Source organism: Phaeobacter sp. JH20_37, from assembly GCF_048056015.1.
Lineage (GTDB): Bacteria > Pseudomonadota > Alphaproteobacteria > Rhodobacterales > Rhodobacteraceae > Phaeobacter > Phaeobacter bryozoorum.
Genome location: NZ_JAYMWW010000013.1, coordinates 69,867 through 88,279 on the forward strand (window position 1 = coordinate 69,867; position 18,413 = coordinate 88,279).

The following is an 18,413-nucleotide window of genomic DNA, read 5'->3' on the forward strand; positions in this document are numbered from 1 at the left end:
AAGCAGGGCCAAGGGGGAAGGAAAAAGCGCAGACTTGCAGGCGGCGGTCGGCCTGGCCGTGCCAATGCTGCGGATTTCGGCACGTCGGGGCGCGCATCACGGTGCGGTCGATGCGCCAGATCCCATGAAAAAAGGCCAGAGCCACGACGGCTCTGACCTTATGATGGTCCCCGGTCCCGCGCTGCGGCGGGGCGTGACCTTCAGACGGTGGCGATCAGTTCAGAACGGAACCGTCGGTCAGTTTCTCAGGGTTTTCGCTGGCAAAGGTTTCCAGCATGGTGCGCAGCTCGCCCGTGGTCTGGCCCATGCGCAGCACGCCATCGGTTTCCCACATGCCGTCCAGCGTGAAGCGCATGCCGCTCAGCTTGTCGGAGAAGCTGTCGCGGAACTCCACCAGGATCTTGCGGTCAGGCCCCGGCTCGGTGCCGACCTCAACAACTTTGCCCAGGAAGACACCGTTGACGTCAACCACGGGGGCACCCATGAATTCCATGTTTTCCTCAAGAAAGGTCTCGCCCGCATCGTTCGGGGTGGCGTTTTCGGTCAGCACCTCGGCGCTGGCGGCGCCGGTCATTGCGATCAGGGCGGCGATAGAGGTCATGCGGAGCATAGCGGCTCTCCTTCAAGTCAGTTGCATTTGTCTTGCGTTCTGGCTGCTCAACGGAGGAGACCGGCAAAAGGTTCCTGAGTTTTTTTCGCGCGATGATGGGCGTGATCGGCATATCGGCGGTGATCTGCACAGGCTGATCGGATTTCCAGCAGCTGCGGTGAAAATTGCGGCGTTCCGGGGAAATATGCTGCCTGAGTATCGCGCGCGGCGGCAGGCCCGTTGACGGCAGGCGGGGCGCTGGCGACGCTACATGCAGACCAGTCATTGCCAGTCGGCCTGTGAGTGCCGAACGTAAGGATAACGCCGAGCGATGCCTTGATCCGGCGGCCAGTCCTACGGATCACGCCGTCGACGTTTGAACCAAAAAAAAGGCCGAGCACTAAGCTCGGCCGAAGTCCAACAGGGAGGTATGAAGGGCGACAGCGTCGCTGCCTTCGAGATGTGATTTAGGGGGGCAGCGCGCCTCGATCAAGAGTTAACAGGCCTGGAAAATGGCAAGGCCGCTATGCGCTGTGCGCATGGCTCGGGTTTGGCTAGATTTTGCCCAGTTCTTTCATGTGCTTGCGATGTGCAATAATCTCATTCTGGACGAAATCGCGGAATGCGGAAATCCGCCGGGAGTGGCGCAATTCTTCCGGGTAGGCGAGGTAGACCGGCACGTCGCTGGTATCCTCTTCCTGAAGCACCGGCACCAGATCCGGGAAGTCCTCGGTCACGTAATCGGGCAGAACGCCAATGCCCAGATCGTGGATAACGCCCTGCAAGACACCGAAGTAATTGTTCACGGTGAGCAGCGAAGAGGGGTTATAGGTCATCAGTTTCTGTACCAGGACCGCAGCGGAGCCAACCTGCGCCGAGCGCGGGTTCTGGCAGATCAGCCGGTGATCTGCGATATCCTCCGCCTGTTCCGGCGCGCCGTTGCGTTCGACATATGCACGGGAAGCATAAAGCTTCATCTGCACCGTCATCAGCCGCTTGCGGATCAGGTCGGCCTGGCTCGGCTCCTTCATGCGGATCGCCACATCGGCCTCGCGCATGGGCAGGTCAAGAACCCGCTCCTCCAGCATCAGGTCGATCTTGAGATCGGGGTAATGTTCATAAAGCTTGGTCAGGCGCGGCGCCAGCCACAGAGTGCCGAAGCCAAAGGTGGTGGTAACGCGCAATTCGCCAAACACCTCTTCCTCGCTGTCGCGAATGCGGGCAGAGGCGGCTTCCAGCCGTTTTGACATCGATTTCGTCGCGTCAAACAGCAGCTCCCCCTGTTCGGTGAGAATCAACCCCCGCGCGTGGCGGTGAAACAGCGTCGAGCTCAGACTCTCTTCCAATGCGCGAATCTGTCGGCTGACTGCCGATTGCGACAGGTTCAGCTTGTCGCCTGCATGGGTGAGGCTGCCTGCGTCCGCCACCGCGTGAAATATTCTAAGCTTATCCCAATCCATACCCGTCACTTTCGATGCCTCTGATGTAGCCTATATGAAATGTATCGAAACTTTCAATTTGATAGGGCGGTCAGAAACATATTCCGGCAGAAAACAGTATACAGGTCAGCAATTATGACCTAATATATCGCCAAGAAGTGCAAGCTAATCGAGGTTGGGGAGGCCCAGGATGAGCACGCAGAAGATTTCTCTGAACGACAAATTCGATCTGACAAAATCACCGGTGATGCTGAATGGCACCCAGGCGCTGGTGCGTCTGATGCTGATGCAGAAACACCGGGATAAGGCGGCGGGGCTGAACACGGCTGGTCTGGTGACAGGCTATCGCGGCTCGCCGCTTGGCGCTGTCGACATGCAGATGAAGCGGGCGGAAAAACATCTGACCGCAAGCGATGTCACCTTTCAATTCGGTCTGAACGAGGATCTCGCCGTGACCGCCCTCTGGGGTGCCCAGCAGGCCGAGGTGCGCGGCGAGGGCAAATATGACGGCGTCTTTGGCCTGTGGTACGGCAAGGGGCCGGGGGTTGATCGCTCTGGCGATGCCATCCGCCATGCCAATATGGCCGGCTCGTCGAAATATGGCGGCGTGTTGATGGCGATGGGCGATGACCACACCGGCGAAAGCTCCACCGTGCTGCATCAGTCGGAATGGTCGCTGATGGATTGTTACCTGCCCATCGTCAGCCCGGCTGGCGTGCAGGAAATCCTTGATTACGGGATCTACGGCATTGCGCTCAGCCGCTTTTCGGGGCTGTGGGTTGGTCTGAAAACCATGAAGGACACGATCGAGGTGACATCGGTCGTCGATGGCAACCCGGACCGTATGCAGCTGGTCACGCCAGAGTTCGACATGCCGGCCGATGGCCTGAACATTCGTCTGGATGATGATCGTTTCCGTCAGGAAAACCGGATCATCGACTACAAGCGCTTTGCGGCGGAGGCTTTCAGCCACGCCAACAAGATGGACAAGCGCATGTGGGGCAAGCCGGGCGCCAAGATCGGCTTTGTCGCGGCGGGCAAGAACTGGCTGGATCTGGTCCACGCGATGTCGCTGCTCAACATCGACGAGACCATGGCCGAACGGCTGGGGATTACAACCTATAAGGTTGGCCAGACCTGGCCTCTGGACATGAAGGGGTTCAACGCCTGGGCCGAAGATCTGGACCTGATCGTTGTGGTCGAGGAAAAGCGCAAGCTGATCGAGATCCAGATCAAGGAAGCCCTGTTTGACGAGCGCAAGGGCCGCCGCGTCTACGGCTGGTACAAGGGCGGCGCAGGCGGGATGCACCGCGACGAGCTGTTCCCGACGAAATATGCGCTCGACCCGATCATGATTGCCGAAAAGCTCGGCCAGATCCTGATCGAAGAGGGCCGCGAGACCGAGGCGATCCGTGCTGGTCTCTCGGCGCTGGATGAGGCGAAGCGTGCCGACAATGCCGAGGAAATCGCTGCCCGTCTGCCCTATTTCTGCTCGGGCTGTCCGCATAACTCCTCGACCAAGCTGCCGGATGGCTCCCGCGCCTATGCCGGGATTGGCTGCCATTTCATGGTGCAGTGGATGGACCGCGAGACCACCGGCTTCACCCATATGGGCGGCGAAGGTGTGAACTGGGTTGGCGAGGCGCCGTTCTCCAACCGCAAGCACGTGTTCCAGAACCTTGGCGACGGCACCTACAACCACTCCGGCGTGCAGGCCATTCGCGCGGCGCTGGCCGAAGGCACCAATATCACCTTCAAGATCCTCTATAATGACGCGGTCGCCATGACCGGCGGACAAGAGGCCGAGGGCGGGCTGACCGCCCAGCAGATCGCGCATGAGCTGACGGCGATGGGCGTGAAAACCATCGCGGTGGTCTATGACGAAAAGGAAGACGTTGACGCCAAGCTGTTCCCGGCAGGTATGCGGATGCATGAGCGTGCGGAGCTGATGGTGGTACAGAAGGAGTTTGAGAAGGTCGAAGGCGTCTCCGCCATCATCTACATTCAAACCTGCGCCGCCGAAAAACGCCGCCGTCGCAAGAAGGGCCTTTTCCCCGATCCCGACATGCGCGTGTTCATCAACTCCGACGTCTGCGAGGGCTGCGGTGACTGCGGGGTGCAATCGAACTGCGTCTCCATCGTGCCGAAGGAAACCGAACTGGGCCGCAAACGCGCCATTGATCAATCGTCCTGCAATAAGGATTTCAGCTGCGTCAAAGGCTTCTGCCCGTCATTCCTGACCATCGAAGGGGCAAAGATCCGCAAGGAGCCGACCGCCGCACTGGACCTGCCGGACCTGCCGACGCCTGAGCTGCCGAGCATCAATGGCACCCACAACGTGGTGATCACCGGCGTCGGTGGCACCGGCGTTGTCACCATCGGTGCCGTGCTGGCGCAGGCCGCCCAGATCGATGGCAAGGGCGCTGGCATGATGGAGATGGCCGGTCTCGCCCAGAAAGGCGGCGCGGTGCATATCCACTGCCGCATCGCCAACAGACCCGAAGACATCAGCGCCATCCGCGTGGCCACTGGCGAATGTGATGCGCTGATCGGCGGCGATCTGGTTGTGTCTGCCGGGGCAAAAACCATCGGGTTGATGAAAACCGGCAAGAGCGGTGCGGTGGTGAACAGCCATGAGATCATCACCGGTGATTTCACCCGCGACACGGATTTCCAGATCCCGAGTGATCGGCTTCAGGTCGCGCTTGAGGCCCGTCTGCGGGATCGTCTGGATCTTTTTGACGCCTCCGAACTGGCGCGCGCCAGCATGGGCGACTCGATCTTCTCCAACATGATGATCTTTGGCGCCGCCTGGCAGCGCGGTCTGCTGCCGATCAGCCTGGAGGCCATTCGCGAGGCGATCACCCTCAATGGGGCTGCGGTTGAGCGCAATCTGCGCGCCTTTGATATCGGTCGCTGGGCGGTGCTATATCCGCAGGAGGTGCAGAAGCTGATTGCCCCCAATGTGGTCGAACTGCCCAAGACATTGGAGGATCAGATCGCCTTCCGCAGTGCGCAGCTGGTCGATTATCAGGGGCCGCGTCTGGCCAAGCGCTATGGCAAGATGCTGGACGGCATTTCTGACAAGGCGCTGAAGGAAGCTGTGGCCAAGGGCTACCACAAACTGTTGTCCTACAAGGACGAATATGAGGTGGCGCGGCTGTTGCTGTCGAGCCGTGAGAAAGCCGAGGCCGAGTTCGAGGGCGATCTGAAGATCTCCTACAACCTCGCGCCGCCGATGCTGACTGGTACCGATCCCAACGGGCGCCCGAAAAAGCGCAAGTTTGGTCCGGGTCTGGAACGCTGGCTGCGGCTGTTGGCAAAGTTCAAAGGCCTGCGCGGCACGCCGCTGGATGTGTTTGGCTATACCGCCGAGCGCAAGATGGAGCGGGCGCTGATCAGCCAGTATGAGGCCGACATGAAGGAATGGCTGCCCAAGGCATCGCCTGAGATCATGGCGCCGCTGATTGCGCTGGCAGAATTGCCGCTGGAAATCCGCGGCTTTGGTCCGGTGAAACAGGCCAACGAGACCAAGGCCGCCAAACGCCGCGAGGAGCTGCTGGCCGCATTGCGTCAGGGCGGCAGCGAGTTGAAGACGGCCGCGGAATAACGCGGGCCGTTGCTGGCGGTCGATCTGGCCGAGCCACTTAGGCCAGACCACTTCGGAAGGGCGTCACCGGTCGGATCGGGGGCGCCCTTGTCGTTGATCCGGGGGATCTGGAACCGGAAAGACACAGATTGCCAACCCGCTGTCGCATCGCCGTTACCCTGGTTGTGTAGACCGGGGCGCAGGCCCTATAGCCGGAGCGGGGGGCTTGGCTGCCCCTGCGTAAACCAGAGACTGAGACCACGAGGCTCGCCATGTCGTCCATCCGCAGCACGCCCGGCAACTTGAACAGCTATGCCAGAGACACTGAATCACGACGTGAGGCGATGCGCAGCGCACGCGATCTCTCTTATGCGCATTCCGCCCAGACCCGGCCCGGACGGGCGATGATCCGGGTGATGGAGAATGCCACCGGGCGGCTACAGCTGATCAAACGTGCCGAAGGCTATGAGGCGGATGTCGCCGCCGGGCAGAGCTTCTGGACTGTCATGCGCGACCGCTACGGGCTGCAGCTGGAGCTGTTGGGAGGTACGCTTGCCAATATCCCGAAGGATCAGCCGGTGGTGGTGATCGCCAATCATCCCTACGGTATTCTGGATGGTCTGATGCTGGGGCATATCCTGTCCGAGGCGCGGGGCGATTTCCGCATTCTGGCGCATCAGGTGTTTCGCAAGGCCGACGATCTGTCCCGCGTTATCCTGCCGATTGATTTTGCCGAAACCAAGGCGGCACTGAAGACCAATCTGGAGACCCGCAAGACCGCGCTGGACTATCTGGGGCAGGGCGGCGCGATCGGCATCTTTCCGGGCGGCACGGTGTCCACCGCCGCGCGGCCCTTTCTGCGGCCGATGGTGCCGCCGATGGATCCGGTCTGGCGTGGCTTTACTGCGCGGATGATCGCCAAATCCCGCGCGGTTGTGGTGCCGATCTACTTCGACGGGCATACCTCCCGGCTGTTCCAGATCGCCAGCCATGTCCACCCGACTCTGCGTATGGGCCTGTTGATCAAGGAGTTTCGCAAACGGGTGGATACGCCGGTCGGGGTCGCCATCGGCAGCCCGATCGGGCGCGAGATCCTCGATCCGCTGGCAGGTGACGCAAAAGCAATGATGGATTTCCTGCGCAAAGCCACGTATGAGCTGTCTCCGAAACCACTCAAATCCTATGACTATGGGTATGAGTTTGAGGAGAAACACCGCGCCTGAGCGGTGAGCGAGAGAGACAGATGGCTGTAGGTATCTTTGATTCCGGCCTTGGCGGGCTGACGGTTCTGAATGCCGCGCAGGAGCGGCTGCCGGATGTGGACTTCCTCTACTACGCAGACAGCGCCCATGCGCCCTATGGCGTGCGCGATGCCGAAGACATTTACCAGCTGACCAAGGCCGCAGTTGAAGACATGTGGTCCAAGGGCTGCGATCTGGTCATTCTGGCCTGCAACACCGCCTCGGCGGCGGCGCTGCGCCGGATGCAGGAAGGCGGGCTGCCCGAGGGCAAGCGCGTGCTGGGTGTGTTTGTCCCCCTCATCGAAGCGCTGACCGAGCGGCAGTGGGGCGACAATTCGCCGCCGCGCGAAGTCGCGGTGAAACATGTCGCGCTGTTTGCAACGCCCGCCACCGTCTCCAGCCGCGCGTTCCAGCGTGAACTGGCGTTCCGCGCCATCGGCGTCGATGTCGAGGCGCAGGCCTGCGGCGGTGTTGTGGATGCCATCGAAGACGGCGACATGATCCTTGCCGAGGCGCTGGTGCGCAGCCATGTCGATGCGCTGAAGCGCAAGATGCCACAGCCGCAGGCGGCGATCCTTGGCTGCACGCATTACCCGCTGATGGAAGATATCTTTCAGGCGGCTCTGGGCGACGAGGTTCAGGTGTTCAGCCAGGGCAAACTGGTGGCCGAGAGCCTTGCCGACTATCTGGAGCGTCATCCCCATATGATGGGCGCGGGGCAGGGCGGGTTCTACACCACTGGTGTGCCGAGCCGCGTCAGCGATCGCGCCACGCAGTTCTTGCGACGAGAGATGATCTTTCAGGCGGCCTGAGCCGCGCCGGTGAGCGGATTTCGGCGATTGTTTGATCTGCCGCAACTCTGGTCACCACCGTCTTTGCTATCACTGCCGCAATCTCGACGCGGCATCTCGTTCTTCCCTCGTTTCAAAGAGGTCCATGATGACCCATAAAGTAGCTATTCTGGGCGCCTCCGGTTACACCGGCGCTGAACTGGTGCGGCTGATTGATCAGCACCCCACGATCGAAATTGCCGCCCTCTCTGCCGACCGTAAGGCAGGCATGACCATGGCCGAGGTGTTCCCGCATCTGCGCCATATGGATCTGCCGGTGCTCTGCAAGATTGACGAAATCGACTTTGCGGGCATCGACCTGTGTTTCTGCGCGCTGCCGCATAAGACCAGCCAGGACGTGATTGCCGCCCTGCCGCAGGATCTGAAGATCGTGGATCTGTCGGCGGATTTCCGGCTGCGCGATCCTGCGGAATATGAAAAATGGTACGGCAACCCTCATGCCGCGCCGGCGCAGCAGAAAGAGGCGGTCTATGGCCTGACCGAATTCTACCGCGAGGAAATCAGATCCGCGCGGCTGGTGGCCGGCACTGGCTGTAATGCGGCCACGGGCCAGTTTGCGCTGCGCCCGCTGATCGCGGCCGGGGTGATTGATCTCGATGACATCATTCTGGACCTGAAGTGCGCCGTTTCCGGCGCTGGCCGCAGCCTGAAGGAAAACCTGCTGCACGCCGAGCTGAGCGAAGGGTACCACGGCTATGCCATCGGTGGCACGCACCGCCATCTGGGCGAGTTTGACCAGGAGTTTTCCAAGATCGCAGGCCGCCCGGTCAAGGTGCAGTTCACCCCGCATCTGGTGCCGGCCAACCGCGGCATTCTGGCCACCGTCTATGTCAAAGGGAACGCACAGACGATCCATCAGACCTTTGCCAGCGCTTATGCGGATGAGCCCTTCATCGAGCTGCTGCCCTTTGGTGAGGCGCCCTCAACGCGGCATATCCGTGGCTCCAACTTCTGCCACATCGGGGTCGCCGCAGACCGGATCGAAGGCCGCGCCATCATTGTTGCGGCACTTGATAACCTGACAAAAGGTAGCAGCGGGCAAGCCTTGCAGAACGCCAACCTGATGTTAGGTGAAGAGGAGACCACGGGGCTGATGATGGCGCCGCTGTTCCCCTGATACCCGATTGTCTGGCGCCCTCCGGCGCCGGACCGCACCCAAGAGGCTCCGATGAAGTCACTGAAGAAACAACGCCGTATCCAGATCATCGCGCTCACAACTGTGGCGCTGGTGGTGGCGACGGCGTTGATTGGCTACGCCATGCGCGACGGCATCAATTTCTTCCGCTCGCCCAGCCAGGTGATTGCGGCGCCACCGGAGGCAAGCGAGGTCTTTCGCATCGGCGGGCTGGTCGAGGAGGGCAGCATCGTGCGTGGTCAGGGCGAGACCCTGCGCTTTGTGGTGACGGATGGCGGCGCCTCAGTCCCGGTCACCTATACCGGTGTGCTGCCGGATCTGTTCTCTGAGAACCAGGGTATGGTCGGCACCGGTCGCTACATCAATGGCGTGTTTGAAGCTTCTGAAATCCTTGCCAAACATGATGAGACCTATATGCCGAAAGAGGTCATGGACGCGCTAAAGGAACAAGGCGTGTATCAGGCCCCGGAGAGCTGATCCTCCAGTTTTCTTGACACCCGATCACGCGCTCGGATCGGGTGTTGCGATCCGAGCGCGCGCCGAGGTCCGGGTGCGCTCATTTTTCATTGTCATGCTGGTGTCCCGAACCAATCAAAGGGACTGACCCATGCAGGACATCAAAGCCATCGCTCAGGAAATCATCGCCCGCGAAGGCGGCTATGTGGACGACCCGGATGATCCCGGCGGCGCCACCAAACACGGTGTGACACTCGGCACGCTCCAGCGCCTCGGCATGGATCTGACCGGTGATGGTGACATCGACAAGGCGGATGTTGCGGCAGTCAGCGAGGCGCAGGCGGTGGATCTCTACATCCGGCATTACTTCGACCGGCCCCGGATCGCGGCGCTGCCGGAGGTGCTTCAGCCCTCGGTCTTTGACATGTATGTAAATGCCGGAGCCAATGCGGTGCGGATTTTGCAGCGCCTGCTGGCGCAGATGGGCTATGAGCTGGCCGTGGATGGGCGGATCGGCCCGCAGACCGCCACGGCGGCCCGCGCGGCGGCCAAGATCGGCCGCGTTGCGCTGCGGGACGCCTATGGCGTGGCCCGGCGGAACTATTACTTTCGCATTGCCGACCGGCGTCCGGCCAGCCGCAAATATGCCCGAACCCGAAAGGGCGGCAAGGGTGGCTGGATTCTGCGGGCCGAAAGCTTCATCTCGCCGCAATATCACCTCAGCCCGGCAGAATTTCAGGCACGGGTGGCGACATGGGGCTGATTGCGGATGTGCTGCGGGGCCTGTTCGGCCGGGAGCGGAATGTCGTTGTCGAAACGCTGGAGGTGTTTCGCGAGAACGCCGAAGCCGGTGCGGAGCGGGATCAGGCGCGCCGCGCGGATGCGCTGGCCCAGCTGGCGGCGGAATTTGCCCGTGGCGGCGGCAGCGCGCCCAGAGGCTGGTTCGACCGCTGGATGGACGGGCTGAACCGGCTGCCGCGGCCCTTGCTGGCGCTGTCGACGCTGGCGCTGCTCGGCTCGGCGATGGTGGATCCCGTGTGGTTTGCGGCCCGAATGCAGGGGCTGGCGCTGGTCCCGGAGCCACTGTGGTGGTTGCTGGGCGTGATCGTCTCCTTCTATTTCGGGGCACGCCAGCAGCTCAAAAGCCAGGGGTTCCAGCGCGAGATCGCCGAAAGCCTCGCGCAGGTTCCGGCGGTCGCGGCGAATGTCGCCCGGATCGACGCGCTGCGCCGCGCTGACCCTCAGGCCCCGGCATCGGCAAACTCACCGGTGCTGCATGGTGATGTCGACGCAAGTGATTATGATCTCGTTGAAAATCCAGCGCTGGAGGACTGGATGGCCCTCTCCCGAGCAGCAAGGTGACAGGGGTGGTGTACGCGATGCCTGTGCCCTCAGAACAGCGCACACTGCGGCGTGAGGACGCGCCGATTGCGATTGGCGGCCTTGCCGGATCGCCCTATAGATAGGCTATGATTACAGAACTCGGTCACTTCGCCCTCATCCTTGCCTTTGTGATTGCCACCGTGCAGATGGTGGTGCCCTTGGTTGGCGCCCATTTCCGCTGGCCCGGCTGGATGTCGGTGGCCGAGCCTGCGGCGCAGGCGCAGTTCTTCTTTACCGCCTTTTCCTTTGGGGCGTTGATGTGGGCCTTTATCACGTCGGATTTCTCGCTGCGGCTGGTGGCGCTGAACAGCCATTCCGCCAAGCCGATGCTTTACAAAATCTCCGGCACCTGGGGCAATCACGAAGGGTCGATGCTGCTCTGGGTGCTGATTGTCAGCCTGTTTGGCGCCGTGGCCTCGGTCTTTGGCAATGGCCTGCCGCCAACGCTGAAGGCCCGGGTGCTGTCAGTACAGGCGGCGATTGGCGTGGCGTTCTTTGCCTTCATCCTGTTTACCTCAAACCCGTTCCTGCGCCTTGCGGTGCCGCCGTTTGACGGGCAGGGGCTGAACCCCTTGTTGCAGGACCCCGGTCTCGCCTTTCATCCGCCGTTCCTCTACCTTGGCTATGTCGGCCTGAGCATGGCGTTTTCCTTTGCCGTGGCGGCGCTGATCGAGGGGCGGATTGACGCCGCGTGGGGGCGCTGGGTCAGGCCCTGGACCTTGGCGGCCTGGATCTTTCTCACCATCGGTATCGCGCTGGGGTCCTGGTGGGCCTATTACGAGCTGGGCTGGGGCGGCTTCTGGTTCTGGGATCCGGTGGAAAATGCCTCCTTCATGCCCTGGCTGCTGGCGGCAGCGCTGCTGCATTCCGCCATCGTGGTGGAAAAGCGCGAAGCCCTGAAAAGCTGGACCATCCTGCTGGCCATTCTTGCCTTTGGCTTTTCGCTGATTGGCACGTTTATCGTGCGATCCGGCCTGCTGACCTCGGTCCATGCTTTTGCCAGCGACCCAGAGCGCGGGGTGTTCATCCTCTATATTCTGGCGATTTTCACCGGTGGCGCGCTGCTGCTGTTCGCGCTGCGCGCACAGGCGATGCAGGCCAAGGGGGTCTTTGGCCTCGTCAGCCGCGAGACCGCGCTGGTGGCCAATAACATCCTGCTGGCGGTGAGCTGTTTTGTCGTCTTCTTCGGCACGCTCTGGCCGGTGGTGGCGGAGATGGCCTTTGACCGCAAGCTGAGTGTGGGTCCGCCGTTCTTCAACGCAGCCTTCACCCCCTTCATGGTGGTGCTCGGCGCGATCCTGCCGGTGGGTGCGATGCTGCCGTGGAAACGCGGCCTTCTGGCGCGCACGGCCTGGCGGCTGCGTTTTGTCTTTGGGCTGGCGCTGGCGTTTGGCGTGCTGGCCTGGGCGATGCAGACCGGCCGGTCCGGCCTAGGGCCAATCGGGCTGTTCCTCGGGGTGTGGATCGTGGTTGGCGCCTTTGCTGACCTCTGGCTGCGGGGCAGCGCGACCGGGCGCTGGCAGCGTCTGTTGCGCCTGCCGCGTGCGGATTGGGGCAAGGCGCTGGCCCATGCCGGTCTGGGGGTCACGATCTTTGCCATCGCCGGGCTGACCGCCTGGCAGGACGAAGACATTCGCGTGGCCGAGGTGAACCGGCCCTTCGACGTCGGCGCCTATACGCTGGAGCTGCAGGCCGTGCGCCGGGTGCAGGGGCCGAATTATTTCAGCACCATGGCGGATATCGAAGTGACCCGGGCAGGGCGGTTCGTGGCGCTGCTGAACCCGGAGAAGCGTGAGTATCCGGTGTCGCGGATGCCGACCACCGAGGCGGCGATAGACTACCGGTTCCTGCGCGATCTCTATGTGGTGATCGGCGACCAGCAGGCCAATGGTGGCTGGACGGTACGGACCTATATTAAACCGCTGGCGAACTGGATCTGGGGTGGCTGCCTGTTGATGGCCTTGGGTGGTCTGCTGAGCCTGAGTGACCGTCGTTTCCGCGTTGCGGCAGGCGCGCGCCGCGCCCCGCGTGAAGGAGTGCCCGCCGAATGACACGGCTGTTTCTTGCCCGGCTGTTGGTGGCGTTGACCCTGCTGGCTCCGATGGTTGCCACCTGCACCCCGGCGCTGGCGGTTGAACCTGACGAAATTCTTGATGATCCGGTTCTGGAAGGTCGCGCGCGTGAGCTGTCGAAGGATCTGCGCTGTCTGGTCTGCCGCAACGAGAATATCGACGAAAGCAATGCCGATCTGGCTCGTGATCTGCGCCTGCTGGTGCGCGAGCGGCTGGTGGCCGGTGACAGCGACGCCGAGGCGATGGGCTTCATCGTGGAGCGCTACGGTGAATATGTGTTGCTCAGCCCGCGTGCAAACGGTGCCAACTGGCTGCTTTATGCCGCCGGTCCGCTGATGCTGGTGATGGCGCTGCTGCTGGCCGGGGGCTATATCCGCGCCCGCAGCCGCACGCCGGAGGCGGAGGACCCCGGCGCCGACAGCCTTAGCGCGCAGGAACGTGCGCAGCTGGATCGCATCCTGAAAGACTGAGCTACCAAGACGTGCCGCGCGGGTGGGGGCGATTGGACCGCACATACAACCGCAGCGGCACAGCGCCGGCCAGCGCCCCTCCGCGGGTGGTTTTGCAGCAAGAGGTTACGCGGCGTTTGCCTTTTCCTGCGGGCTTGCATAGGCAAGTCTGCGAAAAACCTTTAACCACGAGGCCCTTTGATGGATTACAAGGAAATTCTGTTCTCGCTGGAAGACGGCTTGGCCGTTGTGACGCTGAACCGACCCGCAAAGATGAACGCGCTGACCGGTCTGACGCGGGCGGAGATCACCCATGCGATGCAGCGCGCGGGCAAAGAGGCCCGTGCGGTGGTCCTGACCGGTTCCGGCGTGTCATTCTGTTCGGGGCAGGATCTGTCCGACGCCGCAAGCCAGGGCAAGCTGGATCTGGAACGGACGCTGCGGGATGAATACACCCCGATGCTGGAAGCGATCTATAACTGCCCGGTGCCGACCATTGCCGCGGTAAACGGCCCGGCTGCGGGCGCGGGGGCCAATCTGGCGCTGGCCGCCGATGTGGTGATCGCCACCGAGAGCGCTTATTTCATGCAGGCCTTTGCCCGTATTGGCCTGATGCCGGATGCCGGCGGCACCTGGTTCATGCCGCGCCAGATGGGCATGGCCAAGGCAATGGGGGCCGCGCTGTTCGCCGATAAGATCTCCGCCAAACAGGCGAGCGACTGGGGCATGATCTGGGAAGCCATTCCCGACGCCGAATTTGACGCCCATTGGCGCGCCCGTGCGGCCTATCTGGCGAATGGCCCGACCCGTGCGTTCGGCGCGATCAAGAGCGCGATCCGCGATGGCTATGGCAACAGCCTGCCGGAGCAGCTGTCCGAGGAGGCCCATCTGCAAGGCCAATGCGGCAAGACCCGGGACTTCATGGAAGGGGTCACCGCCTTTATGGAAAAACGCCCCGCGAAGTTCGAGGGCCGCTAAGACGGTGCAATCCGTGATCGGCTGATGCCGTTCCTGAAATGCAAAACCCGCCCCTGATGCGCATCGACTGCGCGGGGGCGGGTTTCTTTTTGCGCCAAGGGTCCTGCCGGACCGGGCCGGATCAATTGACCCGGCCCGGCAGATCACCTGGTCAGCTGCTGCGGGCCACCAGGGCGACATGTTCGGCCAGGTTGAAGCTGGCACCGGCATTGATCAGGCGCACGACCTCCTCGCCGTCTGCAACGAGATAGGCATCGGTGCCGCCGTCCTCATTTGCGCGGGTGATCACCTCCAGCTCCGGCTCGTCTTCGGTTTCGTCGTAGTAATAGACCACCCGGTCATCATCCGCCGTGAAATCGGTAATGGTCGCCTGTTCATCCTCGGTCAGCCAGGCTCCGGTTTCGAAGCTGTCGTTGCCGCTGCCACCGGTCACCGTATCGTTGAGACCAAAGAGCACGGAGTCGTCACCGGCGCCGGCATTGATGGTATCGCCAGCAGCGTCCTGATCCGCCGTGTAGTCAAAGTTCAGCAGGGCGTTGACCTCGGCTGCGGAGGTCGGCGTCTCGCGGCCCTGAACGATGTCTTCATAGGCGCCTTCGTCCAGAATGCCTGCGGCGATGATCAGGTCATTGCCCTGACCGCCGACCAGATGATCCGCGCCGCGGGTGTCAATCAGCGTGTCATCACCGGCATTGCCGCGCATGAAATCATCGCCATTGCCACCGATGAGAGTGTCATCACCATCGCCACCAAAGACGTTGTCATTTGCCGAGCCACCGTCCAGCCGGTCGTCGCCTGCGCCGCCTTCGATCGTATCGGGACCGCCGCGTGCGTCGATATTGTCGTCACCCTCACCGCCAAGCAGGTTTTCGCTGCCGGTGGTGCCGAACAGCAGGTCGGCACCCTCGCTGCCCTCGATCACGGTCGCGTTTTCCTCGTTACCGCTTTCATCTGCGTTGGAGTCATTGCTGTCTGAGTCGTCGGAATCGTTGATGATCACACCCGCCAGCAGGCCGACCCCCAACATTGTCATAAGCATTAGCACGGTGCGTCTCCCGTTAAGGTTTAATTAGCAATTGCGATTATGCCTATTGCCGAGGTCAAAATTCGTCAATCGAAACCCTTCGTAGTTGAGTAAAATGCGATGAAAAGGGTTAACCAGGTTTCTGCATTGGAAACATCCCGGACCTAACCTTTTGATTGTTGACCTATCCGAAAGGCGCGGACATGCAATCTAAAGATGTGTTGCGCTGCGGCGCGGGCGCGCGGCTTGGGGGTTGCGAGGTCGGGGCCATGAAAAAGCCCTGCCTCCTAGGAGGCAGGGTTCATATCTGTGATGGTCAGCTAGGTCTGGGCAGACCGGCTGCCGGTCAGCGCTTTTCGATGTCGACGTAATCGCGGGCGGTTTCGCCGAGGTAGAGCTGGCGCGGGCGACCGATCTTGTTCTGCGGATCCGCGATCATTTCTTTCCACTGCGAAATCCAGCCGACGGTGCGCGACAGCGCGAAGATCGGGGTGAACATCGAGGTCGGGAAGCCCATCGCCTCAAGGATGATGCCGGAGTAGAAATCGACGTTCGGGAACAGTTTCTTCTCGATGAAATACTCATCGTTGAGCGCAGTGCGCTCCAGTTCCTTGGCGACCTGCAGCAGCGGGTTGTTTTCAACGCCCAGCAGCTCCAGAACCTCATCAGCGGACTGTTTCAGCACCTTGGCGCGCGGATCGGTGTTCTTGTAGACCCGATGGCCAAAGCCCATCAGACGGAACGGATCGTTCTTGTCCTTGGCGCGTTCGATGAATTCGGGGATCCGGTCAACGGAGCCGATTTCCTTCAGCATTTCCAGGCAGGCCTGGTTGGCGCCGCCGTGGGCCGGACCCCAGAGGCAGGCGATGCCCGCAGCGATACAGGCAAAGGGGTTCGCGCCGGACGAGGACGCCAGACGCACGGTCGAGGTCGACGCGTTCTGCTCGTGATCGGCGTGCAGAATGAAGATCCGGTCCATCGCGCGGGCGAGGATCGGGTCGACGTGATATTCTTCTGCCGGAACCGAGAAACACATGTGCAGGAAGTTGGCCGCGTAATCCAGATCGTTGCGCGGATACACGAACGGCTGGCCGATGGAATATTTATAGGCCATCGCAGCAATGGTGGGCAGTTTGGCGATCAAGCGGATCGCGGCCACTTCACGCTGCCAGGGGTCATTGATGTCGGTGGAGTCGTGATAGAAAGCCGACATTGCACCCACAACACCCACCAGGGTTGCCATCGGATGCGCGTCGCGGCGGAAACCGCGGAAGAAGTTGTGCATCTGTTCATGCACCATGGTGTGACGGGTCACGCGGGTCTCGAAATCTTCCAGCTGGGCTGCGGTCGGCAGTTCACCATAAAGCAGCAGGTAGCAGACTTCGAGGTGGTGCGACTTGGATGCCAGCTGGTCAATCGGATAGCCGCGGTGCAGCAGCTCACCCTTGCCGCCGTCGATATAGGTGATCGTGCTGTCGCAGCTTGCGGTCGAGGTGAAACCGGGATCATAGGTGAACACACCGGCCTGGCTGTAGAGCTTGCGGATATCAAGAACATCGGGCCCGGTCGTCGGCGAAAAAATGGGAAGCTCGTAAGTTTCGCCATTCAGGCTGAGCTGGGCGGTTTTCTTTGTATCGGTCATAGATGTCCCTTCCTGATACAGGCGCGAAAGCGGGGGAGGCCCCCGCCTTGTGCAGGCAGCACCTGCACGGCAACCGCGCAGGTGAGGTCATAGCGGTACCGGCTTACCCAGCGGTTAACGATGGGGTCAGTCGGCAACGTCGGCGAGTCGGGCCAGTGTTTCGTCCCGGCCCAGAATCAGCATCATATCGAAAACTGAAGGTGTTACCGCACGGCCTGCCAGCGCTGCCCGCAACGGGCCTGCCAGTTTGCCGAACTTGGTATCCCGTGCTTCTGCAAATGTATTCAGAAGCGCCTCCAGATCGTCTCGGGACCAGCTAGCATTTTGCAGCTGCGGCGTCAATTGACTCAGTATACCGTCGGATACAGATGCCAGGGCCTTTGCCGCCTTCTCGTCGAGATCGAGCGGGCGTGAAGCGAGAATAAAATGAGCCTTTTCAAGCAGCTCCGGAAAAGTCTTGGCTCGGTCCTTGAGGCAATACATCGCACGTTCAAGATCGTTTGACTGAACGTCATTTAACTGTGGCTTGCCAGCAGCGGCAAGATAGGCCTGCAGCTCATTCCGCAGCGCAGCATCATCGCTGATCGCAATGTGCTGACCACAGAGGTTTTCGAGCTTCTTGGTGTCAAATCGTGCCGGGCTTTTGCCGATACCGTCAAGGTCGAACCAGTCACGGGCCTGCTCATCCGTAAAAAATTCGTCATCGCCATGGCTCCAGCCGAGACGCGCCAGATAGTTGCGCATGCCCGCAGCCGGATAGCCCATCGCCTGGTATTCCTGCGCGCCGAGGGCGCCGTGGCGTTTGGACAGTTTCTTGCCATCAGGGCCATGGATCAGCGGGATATGGGCCCAGACCGGAACATCCCAGCCCATGGCTTCGTAGATCATCATCTGGCGCGCGGCATTGTTGAGGTGGTCATCGCCCCGGATGACATGGGTGACGCCCATATCGTGATCATCCACCACCACGGCCAGCATGTAGACGGGCGTCCCATCCGAGCGCAGCAGGATCATATCGTCAAGCTGCTCGTTCTTGATGGTGACATCGCCCTGAACCTCGTCTCGGATGACGGTGCTGCCCTGCTGCGGCGCCTTGATGCGGATCACATAGGGCGCATCGGGATGGCTGCTGGCATCGGCGTCTCGCCAGGGCGAGCGATAGAGCGTCGATTTGCCCTCGGCCTTGGCCTGGTCGCGGAAGGCGGCAATTTCGTCCTGCGTTGCAAAGCACTTATAGGCCTTGCCCGCCTCAAGCAGTTCACGCGCAACGGCGGCATGACGTTCGGCGCCTTCGAACTGGCTGACCACCTCGCCATCGTGATCCAGACCCAGCCAGGCCATGCCCTGCAGAATGGCGGCGGTCGCCTCGGGGTTGGAGCGCTCGCGGTCGGTGTCCTCGATACGCAGCAGGAATTTGCCGCCGCGCCCACGGGCATAAAGCCAGTTGAACAGCGCGGTGCGCGCACCACCGATATGCAGATAGCCGGTGGGAGAGGGGGCGAAACGGGTAACGACCGGTTTGGACATGGGGGTGATTTACCTTTTGGAAACCATGGAAAGGGTAG

Annotated in this window: 15 protein-coding genes; 10 read left to right on the plus strand and 5 right to left on the minus strand. The window is 61.6% G+C overall.

Annotation, left to right across the window (positions count from 1 at the left end):
- Nucleotides 1–214 precede the first annotated feature (214 nt).
- Nucleotides 215–610 carry a hypothetical protein gene (locus VWZ87_RS05230; protein ID WP_340545712.1) on the minus strand — a complete coding sequence of 132 codons (396 nt, stop codon included), beginning with the start codon at nt 608–610 and terminating at the stop codon, nt 215–217.
- 533 nt (nt 611–1,143) lie between these two features.
- Nucleotides 1,144–2,049 carry a LysR family transcriptional regulator gene (locus VWZ87_RS05235; protein ID WP_340545711.1) on the minus strand — a complete coding sequence of 302 codons (906 nt, stop codon included), beginning with the start codon at nt 2,047–2,049 and terminating at the stop codon, nt 1,144–1,146.
- Nucleotides 2,050–2,218: 169 nt separating this feature from the next.
- On the opposite strand from VWZ87_RS05235, the gene VWZ87_RS05240 reads away from it, so the two are divergent.
- The 10 genes from VWZ87_RS05240 to VWZ87_RS05285 all read left to right on the plus strand — a co-directional run bounded on the left by VWZ87_RS05240 (nt 2,219) and on the right by VWZ87_RS05285 (nt 14,182).
- Nucleotides 2,219–5,638 (plus strand): indolepyruvate ferredoxin oxidoreductase family protein, encoded by a 3,420-nt coding sequence (locus VWZ87_RS05240; RefSeq protein WP_416534857.1) that lies wholly within the window; start codon nt 2,219–2,221, stop codon nt 5,636–5,638.
- Between the two features lie 323 nt (nt 5,639–5,961).
- On the plus strand, nt 5,962–6,840 hold the full coding sequence (locus VWZ87_RS05245; RefSeq protein WP_416534972.1) for a lysophospholipid acyltransferase family protein: 879 nt from the start codon (nt 5,962–5,964) through the stop codon (nt 6,838–6,840).
- Between the two features lie 20 nt (nt 6,841–6,860).
- Entirely contained in the window at nt 6,861–7,670 is an 810-nt protein-coding gene (locus VWZ87_RS05250; protein ID WP_416534858.1) for a glutamate racemase, read from the plus strand.
- 127 nt (nt 7,671–7,797) lie between these two features.
- Nucleotides 7,798–8,826 carry an N-acetyl-gamma-glutamyl-phosphate reductase gene (argC, locus tag VWZ87_RS05255; RefSeq protein WP_416534859.1) on the plus strand — a complete coding sequence of 343 codons (1,029 nt, stop codon included), beginning with the start codon at nt 7,798–7,800 and terminating at the stop codon, nt 8,824–8,826.
- A 51-nt stretch (nt 8,827–8,877) separates the two neighbouring features.
- On the plus strand, nt 8,878–9,321 hold the full coding sequence (ccmE, locus tag VWZ87_RS05260) for a cytochrome c maturation protein CcmE (RefSeq protein ID WP_340545707.1): 444 nt from the start codon (nt 8,878–8,880) through the stop codon (nt 9,319–9,321).
- Nucleotides 9,322–9,451: 130 nt separating this feature from the next.
- The gene (locus VWZ87_RS05265) at nt 9,452–10,063 is read left to right on the plus strand and encodes a holin-associated N-acetylmuramidase (RefSeq protein WP_416534860.1); all 612 of its coding nucleotides are present in this window, start codon (nt 9,452–9,454) and stop codon (nt 10,061–10,063) included.
- A complete protein-coding gene (locus VWZ87_RS05270; protein ID WP_416534861.1) occupies nt 10,054–10,662 on the plus strand; it encodes a holin family protein in 609 nt (202 codons plus the stop codon). Before VWZ87_RS05265 ends, VWZ87_RS05270 begins: the two co-directional genes overlap by 10 nt.
- Nucleotides 10,663–10,769: 107 nt before the next feature.
- Nucleotides 10,770–12,734 (plus strand): heme lyase CcmF/NrfE family subunit, encoded by a 1,965-nt coding sequence (locus VWZ87_RS05275; RefSeq protein WP_416534862.1) that lies wholly within the window; start codon nt 10,770–10,772, stop codon nt 12,732–12,734.
- Complete coding sequence (locus VWZ87_RS05280) at nt 12,731–13,225, plus strand: cytochrome c-type biogenesis protein CcmH (protein WP_416534863.1); 495 nt, start codon at nt 12,731–12,733, stop codon at nt 13,223–13,225. Before VWZ87_RS05275 ends, VWZ87_RS05280 begins: the two co-directional genes overlap by 4 nt.
- A gap of 180 nt (nt 13,226–13,405) precedes the next feature.
- Nucleotides 13,406–14,182, plus strand: a complete 777-nt coding sequence (locus VWZ87_RS05285) for an enoyl-CoA hydratase-related protein (protein ID WP_340545702.1) — start codon at nt 13,406–13,408, stop codon at nt 14,180–14,182.
- Nucleotides 14,183–14,333: 151 nt separating this feature from the next.
- Here VWZ87_RS05285 and VWZ87_RS05290 read toward each other — a convergent pair whose 3' ends face one another.
- From VWZ87_RS05290 to gltX, 3 genes are all read right to left on the minus strand, one after another.
- Entirely contained in the window at nt 14,334–15,221 is an 888-nt protein-coding gene (locus VWZ87_RS05290; RefSeq protein ID WP_416534864.1) for a calcium-binding protein, read from the minus strand.
- 331 nt (nt 15,222–15,552) lie between these two features.
- Nucleotides 15,553–16,848 (minus strand): citrate synthase, encoded by a 1,296-nt coding sequence (locus VWZ87_RS05295; protein ID WP_340545700.1) that lies wholly within the window; start codon nt 16,846–16,848, stop codon nt 15,553–15,555.
- 126 nt (nt 16,849–16,974) lie between these two features.
- Nucleotides 16,975–18,375: a glutamate--tRNA ligase gene (gene gltX / locus VWZ87_RS05300; protein WP_340545699.1), complete on the minus strand. Its 1,401-nt coding sequence runs from the start codon at nt 18,373–18,375 to the stop codon at nt 16,975–16,977.
- Nucleotides 18,376–18,413 lie beyond the last annotated feature (38 nt).